Origin of the sequence: Sandaracinobacteroides saxicola, from assembly GCF_014117445.1 — a bacterium.
GTDB lineage: Bacteria > Pseudomonadota > Alphaproteobacteria > Sphingomonadales > Sphingomonadaceae > Sandaracinobacteroides_A > Sandaracinobacteroides_A saxicola.
Genome location: NZ_CP059851.1, coordinates 470,020 through 495,828, shown reverse-complemented (window position 1 = coordinate 495,828; position 25,809 = coordinate 470,020). Strand labels below are relative to the sequence as shown.

General features: G+C 69.4%; 20 protein-coding genes. 4 read left to right on the top strand and 16 right to left on the bottom strand.

Features of this window, described 5'->3' with window-relative positions:
• The first annotated feature begins 54 nt into the window (after positions 1 to 54).
• The 4 genes from H3309_RS02345 to H3309_RS02330 are packed head-to-tail and all read left to right on the top strand — an operon-like array spanning position 55 to position 4,632.
• On the top strand, positions 55 to 2,160 hold the full coding sequence (locus tag H3309_RS02345; protein WP_182297146.1) for a type VI secretion system Vgr family protein: 2,106 nt from the start codon (positions 55 to 57) through the stop codon (positions 2,158 to 2,160).
• Positions 2,160 to 2,747 (top strand): DUF6931 family protein, encoded by a 588-nt coding sequence (locus H3309_RS02340; RefSeq protein WP_182297144.1) that lies wholly within the window; start codon positions 2,160 to 2,162, stop codon positions 2,745 to 2,747. Before H3309_RS02345 ends, H3309_RS02340 begins: the two co-directional genes overlap by 1 nt.
• Positions 2,748 to 4,283, top strand: coding sequence for a type VI secretion system-associated FHA domain protein TagH (gene tagH / locus H3309_RS02335; protein ID WP_182297142.1), 1,536 nt, complete (start codon positions 2,748 to 2,750; stop codon positions 4,281 to 4,283).
• Positions 4,284 to 4,338: 55 nt separating this feature from the next.
• On the top strand, positions 4,339 to 4,632 hold the full coding sequence (locus tag H3309_RS02330; RefSeq protein WP_182297140.1) for a PAAR domain-containing protein: 294 nt from the start codon (positions 4,339 to 4,341) through the stop codon (positions 4,630 to 4,632).
• Between the two features lie 116 nt (positions 4,633 to 4,748).
• On the opposite strand, the gene H3309_RS02325 is transcribed toward H3309_RS02330, so the two are convergent.
• The 16 genes from H3309_RS02325 to H3309_RS17610 all read right to left on the bottom strand — a co-directional run bounded on the left by H3309_RS02325 (position 4,749) and on the right by H3309_RS17610 (position 25,800).
• Complete coding sequence (locus H3309_RS02325) at positions 4,749 to 6,761, bottom strand: serine/threonine-protein kinase (protein WP_182297138.1); 2,013 nt, start codon at positions 6,759 to 6,761, stop codon at positions 4,749 to 4,751.
• A complete protein-coding gene (locus H3309_RS02320) occupies positions 6,758 to 7,501 on the bottom strand; it encodes a PP2C family protein-serine/threonine phosphatase (RefSeq protein WP_207791549.1) in 744 nt (247 codons plus the stop codon). Before H3309_RS02320 ends, H3309_RS02325 begins: the two co-directional genes overlap by 4 nt.
• Positions 7,492 to 8,079 carry a type VI secretion system-associated protein TagF gene (tagF, locus tag H3309_RS17510; RefSeq protein ID WP_182297136.1) on the bottom strand — a complete coding sequence of 196 codons (588 nt, stop codon included), beginning with the start codon at positions 8,077 to 8,079 and terminating at the stop codon, positions 7,492 to 7,494. The genes H3309_RS02320 and tagF overlap by 10 nt, the downstream gene beginning before the upstream one ends.
• Before the next feature lie 17 nt (positions 8,080 to 8,096).
• Positions 8,097 to 11,516 (bottom strand): type VI secretion system membrane subunit TssM, encoded by a 3,420-nt coding sequence (tssM, locus tag H3309_RS02310; protein WP_182297134.1) that lies wholly within the window; start codon positions 11,514 to 11,516, stop codon positions 8,097 to 8,099.
• A 15-nt stretch (positions 11,517 to 11,531) separates the two neighbouring features.
• Entirely contained in the window at positions 11,532 to 12,935 is a 1,404-nt protein-coding gene (gene icmH, locus H3309_RS02305) for a type IVB secretion system protein IcmH/DotU (RefSeq protein WP_182297132.1), read from the bottom strand.
• A complete protein-coding gene (tssK, locus tag H3309_RS02300) occupies positions 12,911 to 14,248 on the bottom strand; it encodes a type VI secretion system baseplate subunit TssK (RefSeq protein WP_207791548.1) in 1,338 nt (445 codons plus the stop codon). Before tssK ends, icmH begins: the two co-directional genes overlap by 25 nt.
• 100 nt (positions 14,249 to 14,348) lie before the next feature.
• Positions 14,349 to 14,933: a hypothetical protein gene (locus tag H3309_RS02295; protein ID WP_182297130.1), complete on the bottom strand. Its 585-nt coding sequence runs from the start codon at positions 14,931 to 14,933 to the stop codon at positions 14,349 to 14,351.
• Between the two features lie 39 nt (positions 14,934 to 14,972).
• Positions 14,973 to 17,675, bottom strand: coding sequence for a type VI secretion system ATPase TssH (gene tssH, locus H3309_RS02290; protein WP_182297128.1), 2,703 nt, complete (start codon positions 17,673 to 17,675; stop codon positions 14,973 to 14,975).
• Positions 17,672 to 18,772 carry a type VI secretion system baseplate subunit TssG gene (gene tssG, locus H3309_RS02285; protein ID WP_182297126.1) on the bottom strand — a complete coding sequence of 367 codons (1,101 nt, stop codon included), beginning with the start codon at positions 18,770 to 18,772 and terminating at the stop codon, positions 17,672 to 17,674. The genes tssH and tssG overlap by 4 nt, the downstream gene beginning before the upstream one ends.
• Positions 18,745 to 20,607, bottom strand: coding sequence for a type VI secretion system baseplate subunit TssF (tssF, locus tag H3309_RS02280; protein ID WP_182297124.1), 1,863 nt, complete (start codon positions 20,605 to 20,607; stop codon positions 18,745 to 18,747). Before tssF ends, tssG begins: the two co-directional genes overlap by 28 nt.
• Complete coding sequence (locus H3309_RS02275) at positions 20,604 to 21,113, bottom strand: type VI secretion system baseplate subunit TssE (RefSeq protein WP_182297122.1); 510 nt, start codon at positions 21,111 to 21,113, stop codon at positions 20,604 to 20,606. Before H3309_RS02275 ends, tssF begins: the two co-directional genes overlap by 4 nt.
• A gap of 4 nt (positions 21,114 to 21,117) precedes the next feature.
• Positions 21,118 to 21,897, bottom strand: coding sequence for a type VI secretion system accessory protein TagJ (locus H3309_RS02270; protein ID WP_182297120.1), 780 nt, complete (start codon positions 21,895 to 21,897; stop codon positions 21,118 to 21,120).
• 64 nt (positions 21,898 to 21,961) lie between these two features.
• Entirely contained in the window at positions 21,962 to 22,456 is a 495-nt protein-coding gene (locus tag H3309_RS02265) for an Hcp family type VI secretion system effector (RefSeq protein ID WP_182297118.1), read from the bottom strand.
• A gap of 46 nt (positions 22,457 to 22,502) precedes the next feature.
• Positions 22,503 to 23,999 (bottom strand): type VI secretion system contractile sheath large subunit, encoded by a 1,497-nt coding sequence (tssC, locus tag H3309_RS02260; protein WP_243453814.1) that lies wholly within the window; start codon positions 23,997 to 23,999, stop codon positions 22,503 to 22,505.
• Positions 24,000 to 24,043: 44 nt separating this feature from the next.
• Entirely contained in the window at positions 24,044 to 24,553 is a 510-nt protein-coding gene (gene tssB, locus H3309_RS02255; RefSeq protein ID WP_182297116.1) for a type VI secretion system contractile sheath small subunit, read from the bottom strand.
• A gap of 68 nt (positions 24,554 to 24,621) precedes the next feature.
• A complete protein-coding gene (locus H3309_RS17610) occupies positions 24,622 to 25,800 on the bottom strand; it encodes a type VI secretion system protein TssA (RefSeq protein ID WP_182297114.1) in 1,179 nt (392 codons plus the stop codon).
• Positions 25,801 to 25,809 lie beyond the last annotated feature (9 nt).

The following is a 25,809-nucleotide window of genomic DNA, read 5'->3' as shown; positions in this document are numbered from 1 at the left end:
TGCACCATGACTTTGCGCTGATAAGGTGGCACAAGAGGAACGGGAGGGGTGATCATGCCGAGCAGCGCAAACCGCATCGGGCGCCTGCATTGCGATCTCGGCGCCGACGCGCTGATCCTCACCAGCATGACCGCCGTCGAACGCCTCAGCGAACTGTTCGTGATCGAGGTCGAATGCATCAGCCGCGGCAAGCCCGCCAAGCTGCAACCGATGCTCAGCACGATGATGCATCTCGAGTTCGACGGCCTGCCGCATGTCAGCCGCATCTTCCACGGCATGCTGACCGAATATGCCGAACTGGGCCGCCTCGATGATGGCGACGATTTCGTCTATCGCCTCGTGCTCCGCCCCGGCCATCACCTCTGGGCGCTCAACCGCACGTCGGCCATCTACTACAAGAAAAGCCTCACCGACCTCATCACCCAGCATGGCGGCAACTGGCGCAAGACCACGCTGTCCGCCAGCTACCCGGTGCTCGAATATCGCGTCCAGTATGACGAGAGCAATTTCGCCTTCCTGTCCCGCTGGCTGGAACGCGAAGGCGTCTATTATTACTACAACCACAGCCCGCAGCGGCACGAGATCACCTTCGTCGACGCGCCCAATGCCCACCCGGACAACCTGCCCAAGGCCGCCCGCCTCGAATCCGGCGTGCCCGATGGCAAGGAAGCGCTGGTCTGGAACCTGCACGAGCACCGCGCGCTCGCCGCCACCGCCTCCTATGTCGACGACTATGATTTCACCGCCCCCACCGTCGCGCTGAAAAAGGAAAAGAAGCTCGAAAACCTCGGCAAGCCGCCCAAGCGCTTCGCCACCAGCGAACCCGCCGAACAGGCCGGCAAGATCGCGCCGATCACCGAAAACCCCGCCAACTTCCTGAAACCCACGGCGGACATGGGGCAGCGCTACGCCACCGTCCGCCTCGAATCCGCCCGCGCGGGCATGGCGCGCAGCTATGCCGACAGCAACATGTTCGCCGCCGCCGTCGGCCGCAAGCTCACCCTCCACTCCGACGAGAGCGACGCCAACCACAAGTTCAACGCCAGCGAAACCTACCTGATCGTCGCCACCCGCCACCTCTACACCGCGTCCGGCCTGCGTTCGGACGGCGGCGCCGACGAGGAGATGCATGTCGAGCTCGAGCTGATGCCGATCACCCACCCCTTCCGGCCCGAGCGCAAGACCCCGCAGCCGCGCATCTGGGGGCCGCAGACCGGCGTCGTCATCGGCCCGCAGGGGGAGGAGATCCACACCGACAAATATGGCCGGGTGAAGGTCCGCTTCTTCTGGGACGAGGAGGGAAAAAAGGCCGAGCGGGAGGCCAGCAGCCTGTTCATCCGCGTCATGCAGACGGGCGCCGGTTCCGGCTATGGCGCCTTCATGATCCCGCGCATCGGCCATGAGGTCGTCGTCGAGTTCCTGAACGGCGACCCGGACCGGCCGCTCGTCACCGGCGGCGTCTACAACGAAAGCAACCTGCCCGCCTACGGCAGCGCCCCCACCAACACGCAACAGGGCATCCGCACCAACAGCAGCAAGGGCGGCGGCGGCTTCAACGAGATCAAGTTCGACGACAAGAAGGACCAGGAGCTTTTCTACGTCCAGGCCCAGCACGACCTCACCACCAAGGTCGTCACCGGCGACGAAAAGCGCGACATCATGAAAGGCCACCGCACCACCGTCATTCACGAGGGCGACGAGACGATGACGGTGACCAAGGGCAAGCGCACCACCAAGATCAAGGGCGACGAAACCACCACCATCGAAAGCGGCAACGTCGTCCACACGGTGCAGACCGGCAACGTCACCCGCAGCATCAAGACCGGCAAGCGCACCACCGACATCATGGGGGACGACACGCTGGAGATCAAAACCGGCAACAAGAAATCCACCATCAAGGTCGGCAACCATGAACTCACCGTCTCGCTGGGCAACAGCGAAACCACCGTCTCGCTCGGCAACCACAAGACCACCGCGATGCAATCCATCGAGCTGAAATGCGGCCCCAGCTCGATCAAGCTCACCCCCATGGGGATCGAGCTGAAGGGCATGATGATCAAGATCGATGCCTCGCTGATGCTGGAGACCAAGGGCCTGATGGTGCAGCAACAGGCCAGCGCCATCCACATCGTCAAGGGCGCCCTGGTGATGATCAACTGATGGCCAGCACAATACCCCCCACCGCCGCACCCCCCCGCCCCTGGCCCCGGGTCAAATGGACCCGCGCCGGCCAGCTCGCCCCGCTGCTCGAGGATCTGGTGGACCTCGGCGACCATGCAGACACGCCGCCGCCGCTGGCCTTTGCCGCGCTGCGCGGCACCGACCTCCTGCAGGCCACCCGTTTCGTGGCGCAATGCCTGCCGCGGATGGAGGCGCTGCGCTGGGTCGCCGCCGCGCTCGGCAGCATGAAGGACGTCACCGACCCGAAACGCCTGGTGGCGCGCAAGGCGGTCAACCGCTGGCTCGCCGAACCGTCCGACGCCAACCGCCGCCTCGCCTTCGATGCCGGCCAGGCCGCCGGCTTCGCGACCGCGGAGGGCGCCGCCTGCCTCGCCGTCTTCCTCTCCGGCGGCAGCCTCGCGCCCGCCACCCAGGAACAGGGCGTGCAGCCGGCGCCGGGCAGCTTCGGCCAGGCGGTCGCCGGCGCGGTCATGATGGCGATGCTCAACAATGATCCCAAGGGCTTCGATGGCCGCCTCGCCGGCGCGCTCGACGCCGCGGAACGACTGGCAAGTGGAGAAGGCTGAGTGACGCTGCGCCTGCGCATCGAGAATGTCCCCTCGCTCGCCTCGGGCGACCCCGTCGAGCAGACGCTCAACGAACATGGCCTCGTCATCGGCCGCGCCGCCCATGCCGACTGGACGCTGCCCGACGCCCGCAACCATGTCTCCTCGCTGCACGCCGAGATCGACTTCGTCGATGGCGCCTATGTCCTCACCGACCGCAGCACCAACGGCACCTTCATCAACGGCAGCGCGCAGCGCCTGACCGCCCCCTATCCGCTGAAGAACGGCGACCTCATCACCATCGGCCAATATGAAATCCGCGCCGAACTCAGCGGCGCGCGCCCCACCACCGCCGCCCCCGGCATGGCGGGCGCCGGCATGGGTGGCGGCCTCGACTGGCTGTCCGCCGCCGGCAGCGGCTCCAGCGCCGCCATCGATACCAACAGGTTCGGCCGCGAACCCGCCAAACCGCTGTTCCAGTCCGGCGCCGACCCGCTGATGCACGCCTTCCAGATGCCCGGCGCCAGCGGCCCCAACGCCGACCCCTTCGGCATCGCCGCGCCCGCGCCCGCCGGCAACCCCTTCGGTTTCGGCGGCACGCCCGCCGCACCCCCTCCGCCACCCGCCGCCGACCCGTTCGGCATCAACGCCCCCGCCGCGCCATCCCCTGCCGCCAACCCCTTCGGCGTCGCCCCCGCCGCCACCCCGGCGTCCAGCCCCTTCGGTGTCGCCCCCCCCGCCAGCGATCCCTTCGGCATCGGCGCCCCCGCGCCCCCGCCCAATACAGCGCCCACCACCGCGCCCACCACCGCGCCCGCGGACGACCCCTGGGCGAAACTCCACGCCTTCGACACCATCGATTTCGGCGTCGCCCCCACCGCGCCGCCACCGACCCCGCCGCCCGCTGCCCCCGCCGCCGCGCCCGCCACCCCGGCCGGCGTTGCCGCGACGCCGCGGGCCACCGCCGACGGCGCCTTCGATGCCTTCCTTGCCGCCGCCGGCCTGAAGCCGAAGGATATCGGCGACCTCTCCCCCGCCGCCGTGCTCGATGCCGCCGGCCGGCTGCTGCGGCAGACGGCGGACGGGCTCATCCGCCTGCTCGACGCGCGCACCCGCATCCGCCACCAGTTCGGCGTCGGCGCCAACGTCACCACCTTCCAGCGTGCCGGCAACAACCCGCTGAAATGGACCCGCTCGCCCGAACAGGCGCTGCGCCAGCTCGTCGGCGAACCCGACGCCGGCTTCCTGCCCGGCCCCCAGGCGGTGCAGGGCGCCTTCGAGGATCTGCAAGCGCACGAGGTCGCGATGATCGCCGCCATGCAGGACGCCATGGCCGCCACCGTCGAACGCTTCAGCCCGGACGCCATCAGGGCCCGCGTCAACGCCAAGGCCGGGCTGCTGCCAGGCAGCCGCGAAGCCGCGCTGTGGAAAGCCTTCGAGGCCGAATACAAGGTGCTGGCGACCGAAAGCGAAGCCGCCTACCTCGACCTCTTCGCCCGCAACTTCAAGAAAGCCTACGAACGCAACATCGCGAAAGTGGATGGAGCACCCCGATGATTGTTTTTGTGTGGCACGGCGCCGGCCCGACTCCGACGCAGTCGGTCAAACAATAATGCCCGGCCCCCCTGCATCCCGCATCACCGACATGCACGTCTGCCCGATGGTCACCGGCGTCGTCCCCCATGTCGGCGGCCCGATCGCGCTCGGCTGCTTCACCGTGCTCACCGGCATGCTGCCGCAGGCGCGCGCCACCGACCTGGCGGTCTGCGTCGGCCCGCCCGACATGATCGCCAAGGGCTCGATGACCGTCCTCGTCCAGAGCCTCCCCGCCGCCCGCATCGGCGACCTGACCGCCCATGGCGGCACCATCATCCTCGGCTTCCCCACCGTCCTCATCGGCGGATAGCGCAACTCCTCTTCCCTTCAGGGGAGGGGCCGGGGGTGGGGACATGCGACGCGAGCGACTCCCGTGCCGAACCCCCCAACCGCCGGCTCAGCCTGAGCCTGTCGAAGGCCGCCGCCCTACTCCCGGATCTCCACCCACCCGCTCGTCAGCGTGCAACCGCCGGCGATGCACGCCGCCCGCAGCGACGCCGGCGGCCCTTCCGCCGTCACCGGCTCCAGCGTGGACGTGCTGCTGACCAGCGCGATCAGATAGCGGCTGGTCTTCGGATCGAACGGAATCCGCGCCAGATCCACCCCCGCCGTCTCGACATCGCCAGAGACCACCCGGTTCGCCGCGCTCGTCGCCTTGTCGTCGATGGTGGCGATCAGCGCGCGCCCCGGCGGCCGCTCGCGCACCTGCAAATCCACCAGCACCCCGCCGCTGCCATCCTTCGGCATCGTCGCCAGCGACAGCTTCTGGTCGGGCGCCATGGCAAAGCGCGCGTCCACCGCCGTCGGCACCGCCGCCCGCAGCCCATCGATCAGCCGGCAGGTCTCCGCCGACGGCGTCTCCACCGCCAGCACGCCGCTGCCGTCGATCGCCCAGCCCCCGGCATTGGCCGGCAGCGCCGATCCCGCCGCCCGCCAGCCCGTCAGCCGCACGCTGCCACCCACGGGCGTGCCGCTGACACGCAGGTCGGCGCACGCCACCCCGCGCAACGCCGCCGCCACCGCCGCCTGCGCGCTGGCCCAGGGCGGCGCCGCCGCGGGTGCCTCCACCGCCGTCGCCGGCGCCTCCGGCGCCTTTTCGTCGCCACCGCTGCTCAACAGGAATCCCGCCACGCCCAGCACCACGACCGCCGCACCGATCCCGCCATAGAGCAGCCCGCGTCCCTTCCTGGGCTCCGGCGCCGCCGCCACCGGCGTCTCCGCCCGCACGAACGCGGCCACAGGCTCCACCGCGCGCGCAGGCTCCGGCACCGGTTCCGCCGCCGCCACCTGCGGCGCCACCGGTGCCATGAACATGGTCGCCCCGCGCGGATCGGCGGCGTCCGCCACCTCGTCCATCGTCTGGAACCGGTCGGCCGGGTCCGGCGCCAGCATCTTCGCCAGCACCGGCTGCAATTCCGGCGCGATGTCCGACAGGTCGGGCACCGCCGCGCGCGCATCCAGCGCATCCACGATGGTGATCCCCATGTCGATCGGCGTCCCCCGCGCCAGCGCCGCGATCACCAGCGCCAGGCTGTAGATGTCGGACCAGGGGCCGATCTTCCGCCCATATTTGCCGAAAATCTCCGGCGCGGCATAGCCGAACTTGCCGGCAAAGGCATCGCCCACCACGCTCTTCTCGCCGGGATTGGTATCCTTGGCGATGCCGAAATCGATGATCTTCGCCCGCTCGATATTGCCGCCCGGCAGCAGCACATTGTCCGGCGACAGGTCGCGGTGGATCACGCCTGCCTCGTGCGCCGCGCCCAGCCCCTGCGCCAGCCGCCGCAGCACCCGCTTCACCACCGCCGGATCGGTCGGCTCGCCGGACAGCGCGTCGGCCATCGACGGCCCGTCGACATATTCGATCGCCAGATAGTTGATCTGCGTCCCCCGGTCGAACGCCAGCGTGCGGTATTTCACCAGCGCGTCATGGCCGATCCGCTCCAGCGCGCTCGCCTCCCGCCGGAACAGCGCCATGAACTGCTGGTCGGCGGCATATTGCGGCAGGATGACCTTGATCGCCACCCGCTCGCCGCTGTGGATGTTGCGCCCCTCATAAACGATGCCCATCCCGCCCTGCGCGATGAAGCGCACGATCTCGAACAGGTCGTTCAGCTGCGTCCCCACCAGTGCCCCCGGCGAGCCATGGGCGACCAGCGGCGCCCCCTGAGGCGCCGACACCAACGCCGCCGGCGGCACCGACAGCGGCGCCGGGGTCGGCGGGGCGGCGGGTCGTGCCGCCGCCAGCGCCGCCGCGATCTCCGCCTCCGACGCGATCACCGTCCGTTCCGCGGCTGCCGGCGGCACCACCATGTCCGCCACCGGCGGCACGGTCGGGGGTGTCGCGGCGGCATCCGCCGGCGCCTGAACCCCGAAGGGATCGCTGCCGCCGAACGGATCGGGCGTCTCCTCGACGCCCGGTTTCGTCGGTTCGGTCATGGCTCCAGCCTCGTCACTTCGGTCGCTTCCTCCACCGACACCACCACCACCGTCACATTGTCCGGCGCGCCGCGCTGCAACGTCTCCGCCACCAGCCGGTCCGCCGCGGCATTGACACTCGGCAGCCGCAGCAACCGCGCGATCACATCCTCCGGCACCACCTTGGTCAGCCCGTCGCTGCACAGCAGATAGGTATCGCCCGGCATCACCGCATCGTTCACCACATCATAGCGCAGCGTCGCCTCGGTGCCCACCGCGCGCGACAGCACATGCGCCATCGGGTGCGATTCCGCCTCCTCCGGCGTCAAGGATCCGCGGTCGATCAGCTCCTGCACCACGCTGTGGTCGCGCGTGATCTGCACCAGCCCACCCCGCCGGAAGCGATAGATGCGGCTGTCCCCCACCCACAGGCAGAGCACATGCCCCGCCTCCAGATGCAGCATCACCGCAGTCGTCCCCATCGACACCCCGCTCGCCGCCGCGGCGTTGACGATCGCCGCATTGCCCGCCTCCAGCGCCGCGATCATCGCCGGGCCCCGCTCCGCCGGCGGCACCGCCAGGTCGAGCGCGGCGAAATGATCGGCAACCGTCTGCGAGGCCCATTGCCCGTTGGCATGCCCCCCCATGCCATCCGCCACCACCCACAGCGCCACATCGTCGCGCGCCAGCGCGGCATCCTCATTCACCTGCCGCACGCTTCCCGGATGCGTCCGCAAGGCGGAACGATATCTCAGCCGCATGTCCTCGCCCCCCCGCTCACCAGTTCGCACAGCACGCCGGCATCCACGCCGCGCCGCCGCATCCCCAGCGGCGCCCCCTCCGCCGGTGCCGCCACCCAAAAGGCCGCCTCCCCCGGCAGGGACAGCCCCGCCAGGAAATGCGCCCGGGCATCCACCGCCGGCACCGCGTCGGCAATCCGCGCCTGCAAGCCGTCGGCGTCCAGCCCGCCCGCCAGCGCCTCATAGGCCGCCGCCTCCACCGCCTCGGCGAACCCCGGCGCCTGGCTCGCCACCGCCCAGCTCGCCGCCGCTTCCCCCGCCACGCCCGCCAGCAACAGGAACAGCCGCCCTGCCGAATCGACCGTCGGCGTCAGCACGCCGTGCAGCGCCTGCTCGCCAACAACCCCCGGCGGCAGCCAGTGATGCCACAGCGGCCCCGCCGCCATCGCGCCCGCAAAGCCATCCTCGCCGCTCGCCGCCCGCACCGCCGCGACGCCTTCCATCAGCCAGCCGTCCACCGCCGCCACCGTCGCCGCATCCCAGCCCCGCGCCACGAAGTCACCATGCGCCGGCAGCTTGCCGAACAAGCCCGGAGTCAAGCTGGGCGTCAGCGTGCTCACAGCTTCGCCGGGCAGCGCAGCGCGAACGGGCCATCGGCCGCGAACGGGTCCGGCCCGCCCGCCACCTCGATATCCAGCGCGGCATCCGGCGTGAACAAAAAGCGATAGCGGTTCGGCCCCAGCTGCTGCTTCTTCGCCTTCGCCAGCACCCGGAACAGCGCCCACGGCCCTTCCTCGCGCAGCGCCGGCGCGGTGCCGCCCGTCCCCGCGCCCAGCTCCGCCACCTGGCTGCCGCCGGTGGACCAGCTGAACCGCTCCGCCGCGCCGCCCGCCGCGAAATCCATCGGCACACCGCCGGCGCGCAACCGGATGCTGCCCTTGGTGATCGGCGCCGCGCCCACGCGCAGCACCAGATTGCCCCCCATCAGCGCTTCCACATCGGTCGCCCGCTGGAACTGCCGCGCGCTCAGCGGAGAGAAGGACCGCACCGTCGGCTCGGCAATCCACGCCCAGCTCTTGTTCAGCGTACCCTCGCGCTTCAAATAGGGCCCCAGCGCGTCGCGCGCGAAGCCCGCCATCTGCCCCGCCGCCCGGCTGACATCCGCCGGTTGCAGGTCATCGCCGGTGCCGAACGGAAAGCCCTGGCCAAAGGTGCGCGCGCAATCCGGCAGCACGGTCTGGGCATAGCTGTCGCGCAGCTCGGTCGTGCGCTGCGTCTCCGCCGCCCGCGCCGACCCGCCCGCCACCTGCGCCACGAACGCCGCCAGCGCCGGCGCCCCCGCGCCCGCATTGGCCGCCGCCACCTGCAACTCCGCCGCCGCCGCCGCGATGGCGCCGGACCCGCCGCCCCCACCGCCGCCGCCGCCGCCGCCGCCGCCGGCAGCGCCAGCAACCTTCGCCTGCGCCAGCGCCAGCTGATATTTGCCCAGCGCCCCCAGCAACTGCGTCAGCGGCGCCGTCGGCCCGCCGGCATAGTCCTTCAAGCCGCGGAAATTCGCCTCGATCGTGCTCGCCGCCACGCCGGACGCGCTTCCCTGCGCCCCCGCCGCCAGCCGCGCGCCCGCCGCCGCCCCCACCGCGCCGCCGGGCAGGGTCGGGGCCTTCACCGCCGGCATCATGCCGCTGGTGTTGGCGATCACCTGGTCGGCGATCTTCTTCAAGGGCGAGGCACCGGCGTTGGCGATCCGCGCCAGCCCGGTCGGGTCGCGGGCATAATCCGCCGGCGCCGGCGCCGCCAGCACGGCATTCCACCGCCGCGTATATTCATCGGCATAGAGCAGCCCCAGCTCCTGCATGTCGAGCGGGGCCTGCGCCGCCGCGCTGCCGCCCAGCATCCAGCGGTCCTTCTCCAGCGCATCGCGGATGCCCGCGATGTTCGGCGTGAACCCGGCCTGGAACCCCTTCTTCGTGAACAGATAGGGCACCGTCAGCGCCTGCAACTCCGCGGCATTGGCAAAGGCCCCGGCCTCGCCCGCCACCAGCGCATTGCCCACCAGCCGCCAGTCCTCCCCCGTCACCTGCTGTTTCATCAGCGCCAGCGCCCGCTGCGCCGGCGTCATCGCCGCCACGATCCCCTGCGCACTGTCCACGAGCCCGGCATCCAGCAACGGCCCCGTCAGCTGCCGGCCAAAGCTGCCGCCATCCGCCAGCAACGCCCGCGCATGCCCCAGCACCCGCGCCCGCGTCGCGGCATTCTCCTCACCGGGCAAGGCCCGCGCCGCCAGGTCATTCTCCAGCCATTGCAGGATATAGCCATTGTCGCGCTTCGCCCCGGCGCGGTTGCCCAGCATCAGATAGACCTTCAGCGGCTCATAGACCGCCACCGGATCATTCCCCGCCGCCCGCAGCGCGCCCTCGGCGCTCACGATCAGCCGCGGCAGCAGATAGCGTTGCAGCGCATCGCCATAAACCCGCGCGCTCTCATCCTCCAGCCCGCCGCGCCACAGCCCGAACTGTTTCGACAGCGGCCGGTCGAGCGCCGGCGTCACGCCATAGGGCAGGCCGTCGCGCACCGCATCCAGCAGGTCGAGCGGCTCCGCCGGCGACGCCGTCAGCGCCACCCGGTCGCCGGCATCGAGCCCCTGCTGCGCCCCCGCCATCTCCTTCGCCGCCACCTGGGTCGCGTCCTGCCCGCCCATGTTGCGCACGAAACTCACGATCAGCCCCACCAGCAGCGCCAGCGCCAGCAGCGCCCCCGCGCCCGCCGCCGCCAGCTTCAGCATCCGGTCGCGCCGCCGCCGCGCCATGTCCGGCCCCGCCAGCCCCGCCTCGGGAATGATCACTTCGCTCAGCAGCCGGTTCACGAAAAAGGCGCGCGGGTTCGACGGCCGCGCCCGCTGCCCCAGCGTGCCCGCCAGATTGCCCAGCAGCCGGTCGAACGGCGTCCCCTGCTGCACCCCGCTGGTGAAATAGAACCCGCGCAACCGCGCCGACCCGGCCCCCGCGCCCTTCGTCGCCGCCGCCCCCGCGCCGAACACTCCGTCCAGCAGGCGGATGATGCGCGCCCGCAGGTCGATGAACCGCGCCGGCAGCGTGAACGCCGCGCCGCGCCGCACCGGGTCACCCTCCGCCTGCAACCGCGCCGGCAGCCGGTCCGCCAGCGCCTGCACGGCATCGTCATAGCCGCCCGCCAACGCCGCCACGCTCGCCCGCTCCTCGGCCAGCGGCAGCGTATGCCCCACCACGGAACGCCGACCCTCCACCGACAGGTCGTCGAAGAATTCGGTGAAGCCCACCATCAGGTCGGCCTTGGTGAACAGCACATAGACCGGCAGTTCCAGCCCCAGCTCGCGCGTCAGCTCCGCCACCCGCGCCCGGATCGCCACCACATGCCGGTCCAGCCCGTCCGCGCTCACGCGCGCGATCTCGTCCAGACCGATTGCCACGATAACCCCGTTCAAAGGCGCCAGCGGCCGCGCCTTCCTCAGCGATTTCAGGAAGTTGCTCCAGCCCTTGGCATCCGCCTCGGCGCTCGAATCCTGGCTGGTATAGCGCCCCGCCGTATCCACCAGCACCGCCTCGTCGGTGAACCACCAGTCGCAGTTGCGCGTGCCCCCCACCCCCGCGGTCGCCTCGTCGGTCAGCAGCCGCAGGCCGCTCTTCTGGATGAGCGTCGTCTTCCCCGACCCCGGCGGACCGATGATGACATACCAGGGCTGGGCATAGAGCGCCCCCTTGCCCTTCGCCTTCACCTGCGCCAGCGCGTCGCGCATCTTGGCGGAAATCGCCTCGCCCTCCAGGTCGGCCGGCCCCGCCATCGCCTCCGCCAGCGCCTTCGCCGCTTTGCGCGCCCGCCAGAAACGCCAGCCGGCCGCGCCGGCAAAGACCAGCCACACCAGCCCGATCAGCCACCAGCGCAGGAACAGCAAGGACCCGAACAGCAGCCCGAAGACCAGGAACACCACCAGCGTCGCCAGCAGCGCCGCGCCGACGCTGAGCACCCACCAGTTGGAAAAGAAGCGCTTCACGGCCGTCATCACTCGCGCCCCCCCTTATTCACTGCGTGGAATGACCAGCTCGACCCGCCGGTTCTTCGCTTTCGCTTCCGCCGTGTCCGCCCGGTCCACCGGCTCGCGGTCGCCGCGCCCGTCCGCCGACAGCCGCGCCGGATCGCCGACCACGCCTTCCAGCAGCGCCGCCACAGAGGCCGCCCGCGCCTGCGACAGCGCCATATTGTCAGGATAGGTCGCAGCCAGCGCGCCGCGGATCGGGTCGCTGTCGGTATGCGCCACCACAGCGATCGCCCCCGGCTCCGGCTTCAGCGCCCGCCCGGCCTCCTCGATCAGCGGCCGATAGGCGTCGGACACATCCGCCGCCCCCCGGTCGAACATGCCCGACGGGATGCCCGGACAGGCCGCGATCACCAGGCGGATGGTCGCGCCATCGTCCAGCGCCTGGATGCAGCTGTTCGCCAGCCGCCCCCGCACCCGCTCCAGCTGGCCGGACGGCGCCACCGCCACATCCCCCCCCACCCGGTCGATCCGCGCCTGTGCGACAGGCGGCAATTGCCGCAGCGCCAGCCAGGCCGGCTGGTCGCGGCTGTCCAGAAAGAATTTCAGCGCCGCGAACACCAGCAGCAGCACCGCCAGCACCGCCGCCGCGATGATCGCCGCGCGCGCCAGCCAGCCGACCTTGCGCATCGGCGTCGGCACCCCCGCCCAGGCCGGCACCAGGTCGGTTTCCGGCCTCGGCCTGATGCCCGACAGCGCCGCGAAAATTGCCGCCATCCGCGCCTGCAACGTCTGCTGCCCGTCCGGCGCCACCCGCGCCCGGCCCATGAAGCCCACCGCCAGACAGGCGTGATACAGCTCCAGCATGTCGACATGCGCCGCCGGCCGCGCCAGCATCGCGTCCAGGATGGTGAAAAACTGGTCGCCCCCGAACGCCTGCCCGAAGCTCGCCACCACCAGGCTGTTGCGCGCCCAGTCGGACTGCGCGCCGCCTGGCAGGTTCTGCACCACGTCATCCACCGTCGCCAGCACGGCATAGCGCGCCCGGGCATTGTCCTCCTGGGTCAGCCCCAGCGCCGCCAGCACCTTCTCGAACGCCTTCGCCTCGCCGTCGGCCCGCGCCCGCAGCGCACCCACATCGGCCACCTGCCGGTCGGCCTGCACGGCGGCCGCCAGCGCCAGCAGACGCGCCGCCGCCGCGGTCAGCGGATTGCGCACCCGCATCGGCACATCCAACGGCGGCACATCATCATCCGCCCAGGCCCGCGGCGCCGCACCCGCCGCCGCCATGGGCACCCCCGGCGCGGGCGGCGGCCCCCCTGCTGGGGGAAGCGGCTGGAACGTCGTCTTCTCGCCACCGCCCTGCGCCGCCGCCAGCGGCGAGGGGCGGAACACCGTCTTCTGCGGGCCTGTCGGATCGCTCATCGCGCCTGCCTCCTCACGCACCACAGCTCCATGGCCAGTTCCGGCCATTCACCGGCAATATACAGCCCCAGCGCCGGCGCGGTGGAAAAATCCTTCCAGTCCGGGTGGCTGCGGTCGAGCTCGAAATAGACATAGCCGGCCATCGCCCGGATCTGCTGCGGCGGCGCCGCGATCGCCGACAGCGGCACGCCCGGCAGTGCCGCCTGCACCAGCTGCTGCATCTTCGTCACCGCGCCGATCTTCACCACGCTCGGCAGCGCCCGCCGCACCTCGTCCGCCGGCCGCCGCGTGCTCACCGCCAGGTAGAAGCGGCCCTGGTCATACAGCCCCCGGTCGGTGATCGTCGACACATAGGCCCCCGGCTGGATCAGCTTCAGCTCCAGCTGCACCGCGGAACGGCTGAACTCGGTCGACAGCCCGGCCCGCAGCGCCTCCACCACCGGCTTGAAACAGGCCTCCAGATCCTCATGGTCATAGGGGGGAAAATCCGTCGGCCGCCGGTCGGCCCGCGTGAACGTCGCCAGCTCGCCCGCGAACGCCAGGAAATCGGCGAACAGCCGCTCCGGATGCACCCGCTCCAGCCGCTGCACATGCCGCAGCGCCGGCTGCCAGCGGTTGAGCAGCTGCAACAGCAGATAGGCGGCGAAGGTCTCGCTGCCGCCATCCGCCCCCTCCACCGCCCGCATCGAAAGCTCCTCCTGCCGCTGCTCCAGCCGGCCCAGGATATCGATCAGAAACCCGCTCAGCGCCGGCGACGCCCGGATGTCGAGCAGCGGCGGGATATAGGTCTCGTCCCACACCACCCGCTTGCCCACCCGCTCGCGGATGCGCGCGATGCCGATCTTCGTCCGCCCCGCCAGGTCGGCCTCCTCGATGCCGAAGCGCAGGTTCGGCACCGCCACCTCCACCGTCTCCACCGCGCGGTCGGGATCGGCCTGGTCCACCGCATTGCGCTCGGCGATATGGTATCGCGCGATGCTGGCATTCTCGGCAGACGCCCGGGCATACATCACCGCCCCCTCCTGCCGCGCCGGCAGGGTCAGATACAGCAGCTCGCCGCGCACCTGGTCATCGACATCGAACGCCGGCGGCGGCGCCAGCCCGCCCGGCACCGCCACCACCTCGCCATCGGGCAGGACCGCCACCAGCCGCCGCACGCCGGCCTTGGCATCCGACGCCAGGTCCTCGTCCAGCGCCAGCTCCACCAGCCCCCAGGGGTGCAGCACCGCCCCCCCCAACCGCGCATGCAACGCCGCCTCCCGCGCCGCGTCGCTCAGCTGCAAATGCTGCGGACGAAGGAACAGCCCCTCAGACCAGACCGGATGGTTCGACATCAGCTTCTCACGGCTCCCCCCACAACGGCATGTGAAGGCCGCTCGGCAAACTTGGAACCATATTGCATCACCTGCAACCGTTTTGCATCGGGTTCCCCGCTCATGGCTGGCTCAGGAAACGGCCCTGGCGCGCCGCCTCGCCCGCGCCAAAGTTCATCCAGGGGACAAACAGTTGCGGCGTTACCAGAAAATACTCCCGGATGCCGCCGCCTGCCGGATACTGATATACAGCCTCCCGTCCCGGATCGTGCGGCCGGTTGGGCCGCAGTTTCACCAGAGTCGCTCCGCAAGCCATCATGCTGACCATTTCCGCCAGCAGCAGTGCCCTCGCTGCGGCGCTGGTATCGAACATCGGCGCGCTCCGGACATAGTCGGCACGGTCGCGCAGGATGCTCTGCACGCTATAGCCATTGTTCCGCGCATCCTTCTCCATTGCCGACCAGTCACGCCTGCCGCGTTCGTCGTTGAACCCCGCGATCACCATCCCCAGCGCGGCGAAACTGGCCGGTGTCGGCGCATTGACAAAGGCCTCCAGCGGCCCGCCTGGCGCTATCCGCCACACCGTGCCGCCATCATTGAACCGGCCGCGGTTAAAGCCCAATATCTCCTCCACCTCCGCCCAGGTGCGGCCGTGCAGGTTCTGGGAAGAGGCGACAAAGCCTCCGATCGGCGTCGATCCAGTCATGGTCGTCGCCGCCTCATCCCGCCGCACCCATCCGCCGGCTCACGCCGCCTCCGCCACGAATTCATATTCCAGCTCATCGCCCGGCGCCGTGATGTTGATCGCCGCCACGCTCACCCCGTCCGCCATCCGGCCGAGCAGTTCGGTGGACAGGTGCGGCAGCATCGCGTTGGTCAGGATATTGTCGATCATCCGCCCGCCGCTGGCGATTTCGGTGCAGCGGCTGACGATATGGTCCACCACGCCCTGGTCATAGCTCAGCTTGATCTTGTGGTTCTCCGCCACCCGCTTCACGATCCGGTTCAGCTGCAACCGCACGATCCCGCCCAGCATGGTGGGTGACAGCGGGTAATAGGGCAGCACGTTCAACCGCCCCAGCAGCGCCGGCGGAAACACCTTCAGCAGCTCCGGCCGCAGCGCCTTGCCCAGCGTCTCGTCATCGGGCGCCGTCTCCGGATCGGCCGTCATGTCCATGATCATGTCGGTGCCGACATTGGACGTCAGCAGGATCAGCGTGTTCTTGAAATCGATGTAGCGCCCCTCGCTGTCGTCCATGTACCCCTTGTCGAACACCTGGAAGAACATCTCGTGCACATCGGGGTGCGCCTTCTCCACCTCGTCCAGCAGCACGATGGAATAGGGCCGGCGCCGCACCGCCTCCGTCAGCACCCCGCCCTGCCCGTAACCGACATAGCCCGCCGGCGCGCCCTTCAGCGTGGAAACGGTATGCGCCTCCTGGAACTCACTCATGTTGATCACGATCAGGCTGTCGTCGCCGGCATACATCAGCTCGGCCAGCGCATGCGCCGTCTCGGTCTTGCCCACGCCCGATGGGCCGCACAGCATGAACACGCCCACCGGCTTGTTCGGATTGTCCAGCTTGGCCCGGCTGGTCTGCAACCGCTTGGCGATCGCGTCCATGGCATGGTCCTGGCCGATCACCCGCTTTTTCAGCTGCGCCCCCATGGTCAGCACGCCGGCGATCTCGTCCTTCACCATCCGGCCAACGGGCACCCCGGTCCAGTCGCCCACCACGCTCGCCACCGCATTGGCATCGACCTGCGCGAACACCATCGGCGCGTCGCCCTGCGCCGCCGCCATCGCCGCCATCGCGTCCGCCAGCGCCGCATCATGGCGGCCCTGCTCCTCCTCTTCCTCGGGCACCTGCTCGGACACCTCGTCGCCCGGCGCCGCGGCCCTGGCGGCCGCCGCATCGGCCCGCGCGCTCCGCGCCGCGATCACCGCCTCCACCGCGGCCTTCTCGCCGTCCCACTTGGCGCGCACCTCCTCCAGGCCGGCACGCGCCTCGGCCAGCGCTTCCTCCACCTCGGCGATCCGCTTCTGCGGCCCCAGCCCGCTCGCCGCCTCGCGTGTCGCGATGTCCAGCTCCACCTCCAGCAGCTCCACCCGCCGCAACCGGTCCTCCACCGGCGCCGGGGTCGCATGCTGAGACACCGCAACCCGCGCGCAGGCGGTATCCAGCAGGCTCACCGCCTTGTCCGGCAGCTGCCGCGCCGGGATATAGCGCTGGGAGAGCTTCACGCTCGCCTCGATCGCCTCATCCAGCACGATCACCTGGTGATGCTTCACCATCGCGTCGCTGACCGACCGCAGCATGGCAATCGCCTTGTCGGTCTCCGGCTCGCCGACATTCACCGTCTGGAACCGCCGCGTCAGCGCCGGATCCTTCTCGAAATACTGCCGATATTCCGCCCAGGTGGTGGCGGCGATCGTCCGCAGCTTGCCGCGCGCCAGCGCCGGCTTCAACAGGTTCGCCGCATCCCCGGTGCCGGCACTGCCGCCCGCCCCGATCAGCGTGTGCGCCTCGTCGATGAACAGGATCACCGGGCTGGAGGCGGCCTCCACCTCGTCGATCACCTGCCGCAACCTTTTCTCGAACTCACCCTTCACGGAGGCACCCGCCTGCAACAGGCCGATGTCCAGGGAGCGCAGCGTCACATTCTTCAACACCGGCGGCACGTCGCCATCGGCGATCCGCCGCGCGAACCCCTCCACCACCGCGGTCTTGCCCACGCCCGCTTCGCCCGTCAGGATCGGGTTGTTCTGCCGCCGCCGCAGCAGGATATCCACCACCTGCCGGATTTCCGCGTCGCGGCCGACGATCTTGTCGATCTCGCCAGACCGGGCCTTCGCGGTCAGATCGACACTGAACTTCGCCAGCGCCGAACCCTCCTGCGCCGGCTCCAGCCCCGGCTCGCCCTCGCCGCCGCCGCCGCCGGTCGTCGCCAGCCCGCCGCTCTCGCCGGCCTCGCTGCTGCCCCCCGTGATGCTCGCGAACCCCGCCGCCAGCTTGTCGGCGTCGATCTTGCGATACTCGTTGGACACGCCCACCAGCACATTCTTCAGGTTCGGCGTCTTCAGCATCGCGAACAGCAGGTGCCCGCCGCGCACCTTCCCGGCGTTGAACATCAGGCTGCCATAGAGCCAGCCCTTCTCCACCGCCTCCTCGACATGCGCGGACAGGTCGGAGACCGCGCTCGCCCCGCGCGGCAGCTTGTCCAGCGCCGCCACGGTGTCCCGGCCCAACTGGCCCTCATCAAGGCCGAAATGCGCGCGGATCGCCGCCAGGTCGCCCTTCGGATCGGCGTTCAGCGTGTGCAGCCAGTGCACCAGCTCGACATAGGGGTTGCCGCGCAGCTTGCAAAATCCGAACGCGGTCTCGATCGCCTTCAGCGCCGATGGCGCCAGCCGTCCGAACAAGGCTGCCCTGCTGATCTCCGTCATGCCATTTCCTCCGTCTGATGCGCCGGTGCCACCGGCCGTTCCCGTAAAACCAGATCCTCGCGCAATCGCGTCGCGCCAGAGGGCGCGCCACCCTGAACATTGCCCCTGGGCGCCATCCAGCCGGTCCAGCCCAACTGGGCGCGCCCCAGCCGCGCGGGTTCAACCGCCGCCTCGTCGATCGCCACCTGCGCCCGCCAGTCGACATGGTGCGGCAACACCGACCGCGCCGCCTCGCTCAGCAGCCGGTGGGCACTGCCGCCCGGCAACAGGTCGTTCAGCTCCGCCATGCTGCGCGCACGGATGCGCAGGCCGACATCGAATTCCACCGCATAGAATTGCCGCCCCAGCGTCGCGCCCTGCCCCAGCCCGGCATGCGCCCGTCCGATGCGCGTGCGCTGCCCGTCCGGCACCGGCCGCCAGCGCCCGATCGCCTCCCGCACCTGCACCGGTCGCCCCAGCAGATGCGTCAGCGTCCGCGCGACGGCATCCGGCGACCGCAGCGAGGCCAGCAGCCCGGCATAGGGCAGCCGCCGCCAGTCATCGAACGCCGCCGCATCCGCCGACGGCGCCGCCCGCGAGCGCGGGTCGAGAAAATCCAGCCCCGTCACCCCCGACGCCGCGCCGACATAGCCGGCGAACCGGTCGTCCAGCGGCCGGTCGGCGTTGGCACAGGGCGTGCTGTCCGCCCAGGCGCGGTAAAAGCCCTGCAACGCCCGCGCCGAAATCATGTCGAGGAAATCGGCGAACGGCGTCGGCCCGCGGCGGCCGCGCTCATAGATGGCGATCTCGGTCAGATGGCTGGGCAGCGGCCCCATCGGCCCGGTCATCCCCAGATGCTGCGACCGGATGCCCGGCCGCCTGCCCGCCCGTTCGCCAGCCTCGCGATATTCCGCCAGCGTGGTACGCGGAAAATTGAAGGAGGGGTAATGCTCCAGGTCCAGCGCCTCCTGCGCCGGATCCAGCGCCTCGCCGATCCGCGGACGATCCGGCTGCGCCGCATCCACCCCCCGGCCCACGGCAAAGAAATCCCAACGCGTCGGGTCCGCCGCCAGCGCCTCGAACAGCGCGCTCAGATCGTCGGTCGCCGGCCCGCCCATGTCCCCCAATCCCAGCTCAAGCCATTGTCCGCCTTCACCTCGCACTCGGCAAAGCTGTTGACGGTGGCATAATCCCCCAGAAACCGCGCCACCACGCTGGTGAACAGAAAGGCGGTGGAGGCCTCATAGCTCTGCATCGCCACCCCCAGCGTCAGCCGCTGCCCGCGCTGGAACGCCAGCCGGCTGACATCCCCCGCCCGCCGCGTCACCAGCCGGGAGGTCAGCCCGGTCAGCCCCTGGATTTCCCGCCGCAACACCGGCGATTCATCGCGCAGGTACAGCGACAGATGGTCGGCCAGCGTCGCCGGCGAGCCATCGGGCCGCACGAAGCCATCGTTCGCCGGCGCGATATGGCTGACGATCCGCCACGCCCCGTCCGAAAGCCCCATCGGCGGCATCGGCTTGGTCGGGCCGCGCAGGAAGGCGATGCCGCCCACCCCCTTGCTGTCCTGCATGCTCAGTTCCAGCGTCGCCGCCCCCGGCCGCAGCCGCGTCGCCAGCGCCCGGTTGGTCACCAGCCCCCGCACCCCGATTTCCATGATGCTCCGCGCCAGCCCGGGATCACCGGGAGACGACAGGCTGATCCAATTCTCCGTGCCGATATAGTCGCCCTCGCGCCGCTTCCTCGCCTCCGCGTCCGAAAGCCGCCGCAATCGCCGCCGCAGCGCATAGAACAGCGGCTTCTCCCCCCGCTCCACCCGACGGGCATAGAGCGGCAGCGCCGGCGTGCCGGTCACATCCTCCGATGCGAACCCCGTCACCTGGTCCAGCCGATACACTTCATAATCCAGCGGCGCCGTCCGGTCGGGCAGCACGATGCTCTCCACCTGCCGGCCGTCCACCAGCACCCGGTCGAACCGCCGCTCGAACAGGTTGATCACCGGCGCCGCGAACGGCACCAGCGTGTCCGCCGCCACCGCCCCAGCGAGCGCCGGCACCGATCGCCGGAACAGCAGCACGATGTCCAGCGCCCGCTCGGCGCGCGCGAAGCCGGCGCGCAACCCGGTCAGCCGGGCGAAACGGAACTTCTCCGGCATGGCGAAATATTCCGCCAGCAACCGATATCCGCCGAATGCCCGGGCGTCCGCCGGCAACAGCGCCTCCTCCGCGCCATAGCCCATCGGCTCCACCGGACCCGCCTGCTCGCTCCAGCTGGCCTTGCGCCCGCGCTCCGGCGCCACCACCCGCACGCCCACGCATTCGCTCAGCATCTGCTGGTACAGCAGGTTCGGCGTATCCCCGCCTCCGTCCAGGAACAGCGGCAGCGTCTCGACCGGGATCGCCGACAGCGGCACCGCCGATGTCGCCTCGATGCGGATGCGCAACCCCGCCTCCGCCTGCGCGTCGCCGGCCGCCGCCGCCACCGCCGCCCGCGTCGGCAGGTAATCCGCGGTCGCCACCGTCAGGGGCCACAGCTGCACGTCGGCGCCGGTGGTGAACTGCACCGGTTGCGTCGCATCGCCCGCCAGGCTGGCGAACAGCGCCGAGCCCTTGGCGTGGCGCACGCCATCGGCCGGCGTCTCGTCCCCTGCCTTTGGCCGGATCGCCACGATGCCCATCGCCGGCGTCGGCGCCAGATAATGCGGATACAGCGCGTCGAGCAGATATTGCGTGAACAGCGGGAACTGCTCGTCCAGCTTCAGCCGCACGCGCGCGTTCAGGAACGCCACGCCTTCCATCAGCCGCTCGACGTGCGGATCAGGGTCGGTCGGCGCGTCCAGCCCCAGCAGCCCCGCCACCTGGCGGTGATCCTGCGAAAACTCCGCCGCCCGCCGCCGCAGATAGGTCAGCTCGCGATTGTAATGGCCCAGCAGCCGCGGATCGACGGCGGTCATCCCTTCACCTCGACCTCACCGGTATCCAGCGCGATCGCCGTCTTCAGCTCGACATAACGGTCGTCGACCGCCCCCTTCAGCTCGCCCTGGATGGTGAAACGCAGCTTGTTCTCATCGTCCACATCGGTACGCTCATAGGTCACCCGCACCGAGTCGGGCAGCAGCCGCGGCTCGAACGCCCGCACCGCATCGGCCAGGCTGCGCGCCCGCCGCGCCAGCCCGGTCGAATTGACGATCAACGAGGTCTGGTCGCCGATCCCCTGGTTCACCACCGAGGTCGCGATCTCCGGATAATCCTCCAGCGGCACCACCGCCTCGAAATGCACGTCGTTCAGGATCCAGCTGATGTCGCGGATCACCACCGCGCGCAGCTCGCGCTCGTTGAAATTGTCCAGCGATCCGACATAGCAGGGCAGCGTGTCGCGGCTGCCATCGCCCTTCTTCCGCGCCAGCCCGCCGATCAGCTTGTCGAGGACCGACGGCTTGAAGGGCCTTTCCTCGCGCATCGGCTCAGGCGATGATCAGTTCGCGCAGCTCCAGAAGCCCGATGTCCGCGCTATCCGTCGCCAGCAGATGCTGCCCCAGACCCAGCTCCGCCTCACCCTGCGCCAGCCATTCCGTGCCCCGCGCCAGCATCAGCGCCGGCTTGCCCGCCGCGCGCGTGCCGGGATAGGTCACCGGCGCCAGCGCCGCGGAGGTCTGCCCCGACCGCAACTCCAGGTCGACCGCCTGCCACACGAAATCGCGCAGGTCCTCCGGTTCCTTCGCCTTCACCCGCTTCAGCGCGGCAAAGGGGATAAAGCCATATTTGTCGCCGATGATCACTTCCAGCATCGGGCCGAAGCGCGCATCCGCATCGGCGATCCAGGCGAATTCCTCGCCGTTCAGCCGGCCCTCGCTGGCCGGCGCCGCCTCCAGCGCCGCCGCCTGCCGCGCCGCGGCATCGGGCAGCAGCATGACCTGCGCATGCAGCGCATCCAGCAGCCCTTCCACCCATGGCTCCTGGCCCACCAGCGACACCGGCTTCGCCTTGCCCTCGAACACCGCGTCGCGCACCAGCATGGCGGCCAGCGCCTGGTTATAGACGCTGGCCAGCATCATCGCCTTCGGCTCCGCCGAGGACAGCGCGCGCAGCTGCGTGCCCGCCTTCTCCCATTCCCCGGCCACCGCGATCAGCTGCCAGAAAAACTGGCGCGCCTTCGCGTTTCCGGGCTCCCGGCGAAGCAGTTCGGCAAGCGACGCGCGCGCACCGACCAGATCACCGCTTTTCAGCAGCGCCTCGGCATCCATTCCCGTTCCTTCACCCAGCGCAGGCAGCGGCCCCGTTCAGGCCCGCCGCCTGCCCTGCCTTGCATCAACCGGCTGCGTTCGCCTCGATGTCGAACACATATTTCGTGCCGGCCTTCACATCACCTTTGTCGCCCTGGATGAAGTAATTCACCGACACCTTGGCGAAGTTCAGCGTGATGTTCTCGGTCAGCCGGTCCTCACCGCCGCTGCCGCCGGTGCTCGCCGCCGTCACCATGCATTTCTCCATGATGATCTCGAAATATTTGTAAGGCTTGTCACCCGCCTTGCGCACCGTCAGCGTGCATTTGCCGATGTGCGTGCCCTTCATGCAGGCGAAATGCAGCGGTGCCGAGGCATCGTCGATCCACTTGGTGAAGGACAGGTCCTGCACATTCACCTTGCCGGCGCCGCCGCCACCGCCCTGGTGGAAGGTGCCCGACTGGGACATCCCCCAGGACCAGGCGAGAACGTCGATCCCGCCCTTCGGCCCGAATTCCTTGTCCTTCGACTCGCCCTTGATGTCAGGCGTATTGATGACCATGAACATGTCGAGTGCCATTATTGCTCTCCTATGCTACGCGGGTGAAGGTTGATCAGGTCAGGGCTCACCCATTGGCCTGCCTGAGGGACGACGTCATGCTCAGCGAGATGTCCATGCCTTCCATCTGGAAATGCGGCACGAACTCAAAGCTGGCACGATAATATCCGGGATTCTCCTCGTCCTCGGACAGCTTGACGGACGCGGCCTTCAACGGTTGCCGCGCCTTCTGCTCCTCGCTCGACATGTCGGGCATCCGGTCGACATACTGGCTCACCCAGCCGTCCAGCCGCGCCTCGATCTGCGCCGCGGTCGGCGTGCCGCCCACCCAGTCGCGCACCATGCACTTCAGATAATGCGCGAAGCGGCAGCTGGTGAACAGGTAAGGCAGCCGTGCCGACAGCCGCGCGTTCGCCGTCGCCGCCTTGTCGACATATTCCTTCGGCGAATGCAGCGTCTGCGCGCCAATGAACGTCGCCTGGTCGGTGTTCTTGCGATGGATGAGGCCAATGAGACCCGCCGCCGACAGTTCGCCCTCACGCCGGTCGCTGATCGCGATCTCGGTCGGGCATTTCACCGCGGTATCGCCCTCCTCGGTCGGGAACATCGCCGTCGGCAGCCCCTCCACCGTCCCGCCGGACTGCACGCCGCGGATGCGCGTGCACCAGCCATATTCCTTGAACGCCGCGTTGATCCTGACCGCCATCGCATGCGCCGCGTTCATCCAGGCATATTTGTCATGGTCGCCCGCCGTATCCTCCTCAAAAGCGAACTCGGCGACCGGCTCCGACGTGGCGCCATAGGGCTTGCGCGCCAGCACCCGCGGCATCGTCAGCGCGATGTAGCGGCTGTCGTCCTTCGCCCGCAGGCTCCGCCAGGCGGCATATTCCGGCGTGTCGAAAATCTTGGCGAGATCGCGCGGCTTCGCCAGGTCCTGCCAGCTCTCCATCTGGAACAGCCCCGGCGAGGTCCCCGAGATGAACGGAGCGTGCGCCGCGCTCGACACCTTCGCCATCCCCTCCAGCACCTCGACGTCGGTCGGCGTCTGGCTGAAATAATAATCGCCCACCAGGCAGCCATAGGGCTGGCCCCCCAGCTGGCCGAACTCCGCCTCGTAAACCCGCTTGAACAGCGGGCTCTGGTCCCAGGCCGCGCCGCGATAGCTGCTGAACATCCGCCGCAGCTCGTCCTTCGAGACGTTCATCACCTTGATCTTCAGGTCGGTCGAGGTCTCGGTGTTCATCACCGTATATTCCAGCCCCCGCCACGCGCTCTCCAGCGCCTGGAACTCGGGATGGTGGATGATCATGTTCACCTGCTCGGTCAGCTTGCGGTCCAGCGCCGAGATCATGCTCTCGATCGTGCCGATGACATCGCCCGGCATGACATTGCTGCCCGCCAGCGCCTGCTCGGCGAGCGTCCGCACCGCGCCTTCGACCCGGCTCTTCGCCTCGTCGGTGCGCGGCTTGAATTCCTTGGTCAGCAGCGCCGAAAAATCATCGACGGTAATCTCGGCAGCGGCTGCTGCACCCTGTTGCAATGCGTTCGGATCGGTCGCCATCATTCTTCCCCGTCAAACTGGACTACGGTTTACATCGCCAAACGGTGTCAGCCTTCGCCACCCGCCCGCGCCTTCGATTCCGCCGCCAGCGTCCCCAACAGGTCGGGGTTCTTCAGCAGCTGCTCGATCACATCCTGCGCCTTGTCCTTGCCGTCCATATAGGCCAGCAGGTCCGAAAGCTCGCGCCGCGCGTCCAGCAGCTTCGCCGTCGCCGGCACGCTTTCCGCCACCTTGCCCGGCGTGAAATCCTCCATCTTGTTGAACGTCAGATCCACCGCCAGCTTGCCCTCGCCGGTCAGCGTATTGTCCACGAAAAACGCCGCGCGCGGCGCGATCGACTTCTGGAACTCGCCGAAATTGTCCATGTCGACATTCACGAAGTCGCGCTCCTGCATGCCCTTCTTTTCCTTCTCGGACTTGCCGGAAAGATCGGAAAGCACGCCCATCACGAACGGCAGCGACACCTTTTCAATGGACCCATAGGTCTGCACTTCATATTCGATATGAACCCGCGGCGAGCGGTTGCGCTTGATGAATTTCTGACCGTCCTGCGCCATGCCTCTTCCCTCTCCTCAGTGGGCACAGCCGATCATCAGCTGCCCCCTTCAGCTTTGTTAACTATGTCCTACTCATCGTCTATTGCCAAGAGTTTTGCCACCTCTCCCGCACTCTCTGGCGCAATGTCCCGCATCAGCCGCATGAAATCCATTTCAACCCAATCGCGCACGCGATTCAGCATCAAAGGAACCGGACTGGTCGGTTCATGCTCGGCATAATAGCGTTTGATGGCATCCAGCGCGGTGATCACGTCCGCCCGCGTCCGCGGCGTGTCGCCGGAAAAGCCGCGCGACCGCGCCGGGGCGCCGGCCACCGCCACCGCGCCGCCCGATTCGCCCGCATCCCCCGTGGCTTCGCCCTCCCCCTCGCCGGGTTCCGGGAATGCCTCCAGGAAATCGTCGATCGCCTTCAGCATGGTCTTCAGCTGCGCCGTGATCGGCCCGAAACTCGGGGAATCCGATGCCCGGTTCTGATAGATTTCCATCAGCGTATAGAAATGGTCGGACATCGCCTGCAACTGCGCCCGCCGCTCAATCAGCTGCCCGCGCAGCGCCAGCGCCAGCGGCCGCGTCGCGTCGGCATCGAAATCCGATGGCACCGCATCCTCGGCCGCGTCCTTCGACCGTGCCGCCGGCGACAGCGACAGCATGATGATGCGCAGCTGCCGCGCCCCCTCGTGCGTCGGCTTCACCGACCGCGCCGCCACGCTGGTCAGCGCGCCGCTCTCCACCTGCGCCGCCAGCTTGCTTTCCAGCTCCTCGGTCCATTCCGGCACCGTGTCCATCGCCTGCGCCAGCATGCCGGTGGAAAATTCCGTGCCCGCGGCCCCCGGCATCGCCGCCAGCCCCAGCCGCTGCAGCGGCAGCACCACCGCCGCCGGCCGTGTCAGCGCCGACAGCTCGTTGATCCGGCCGATCACCATCTCGTCTGCCGGCCCGGGATGGAAATGCTCCCACTGCTCGTCGGTCAGCCGCGCGATGAACGCCAGCGCCTCGTTCGCCGTCGCGATGTCCCCCGCCCGCGCCGCCGCCTGCACCGCCACGATCGCCAGCATCTGGTCCTTGGTCCGCGTCAGCAGTTCGGCGCACTGCCGCACCACCTTCAGCAATTCCGGCGGCTTCTGGTTGGCAAAGGCGCCCGGCGCATCCTCGATGTCGCGGAAATCCGGCTCGCCGCGCAGGTCCGGCCCGCACGGCGCCTCGTCCGACAGCGGAACCAGCAACGTCTCCAGATCGAACAGCGCCATTCCCGTGCC

Bases quoted from the DNA above. Each gene is read 5' to 3' on its own strand.
- H3309_RS02345 (WP_182297146.1), top strand. From the start codon at position 55: ATGCCGAGCAGCGCAAACCGCATCGGGCGCCTGCATTGCGATCTCGGC.
- H3309_RS02340 (WP_182297144.1), top strand. From the start codon at position 2,160: ATGGCCAGCACAATACCCCCCACCGCCGCACCCCCCCGCCCCTGGCCC.
- H3309_RS02330 (WP_182297140.1), top strand. From the start codon at position 4,339: ATGCCCGGCCCCCCTGCATCCCGCATCACCGACATGCACGTCTGCCCG.
- H3309_RS02325 (WP_182297138.1), bottom strand. From the start codon at position 6,761: ATGACCGAACCGACGAAACCGGGCGTCGAGGAGACGCCCGATCCGTTC.
- H3309_RS02320 (WP_207791549.1), bottom strand. From the start codon at position 7,501: ATGCGGCTGAGATATCGTTCCGCCTTGCGGACGCATCCGGGAAGCGTG.
- tssM (WP_182297134.1), bottom strand. From the start codon at position 11,516: ATGACGGCCGTGAAGCGCTTCTTTTCCAACTGGTGGGTGCTCAGCGTC.
- tssK (WP_207791548.1), bottom strand. From the start codon at position 14,248: ATGTCGAACCATCCGGTCTGGTCTGAGGGGCTGTTCCTTCGTCCGCAG.
- H3309_RS02295 (WP_182297130.1), bottom strand. From the start codon at position 14,933: ATGACTGGATCGACGCCGATCGGAGGCTTTGTCGCCTCTTCCCAGAAC.
- tssH (WP_182297128.1), bottom strand. From the start codon at position 17,675: ATGACGGAGATCAGCAGGGCAGCCTTGTTCGGACGGCTGGCGCCATCG.
- tssG (WP_182297126.1), bottom strand. From the start codon at position 18,772: ATGGGCGGGCCGGCGACCGACGATCTGAGCGCGCTGTTCGAGGCGCTG.
- tssF (WP_182297124.1), bottom strand. From the start codon at position 20,607: ATGACCGCCGTCGATCCGCGGCTGCTGGGCCATTACAATCGCGAGCTG.
- H3309_RS02275 (WP_182297122.1), bottom strand. From the start codon at position 21,113: ATGCGCGAGGAAAGGCCCTTCAAGCCGTCGGTCCTCGACAAGCTGATC.
- H3309_RS02270 (WP_182297120.1), bottom strand. From the start codon at position 21,897: ATGGATGCCGAGGCGCTGCTGAAAAGCGGTGATCTGGTCGGTGCGCGC.
- H3309_RS02265 (WP_182297118.1), bottom strand. From the start codon at position 22,456: ATGGCACTCGACATGTTCATGGTCATCAATACGCCTGACATCAAGGGC.
- tssC (WP_243453814.1), bottom strand. From the start codon at position 23,999: ATGATGGCGACCGATCCGAACGCATTGCAACAGGGTGCAGCAGCCGCT.
- tssB (WP_182297116.1), bottom strand. From the start codon at position 24,553: ATGGCGCAGGACGGTCAGAAATTCATCAAGCGCAACCGCTCGCCGCGG.
- H3309_RS17610 (WP_182297114.1), bottom strand. From the start codon at position 25,800: ATGGCGCTGTTCGATCTGGAGACGTTGCTGGTTCCGCTGTCGGACGAG.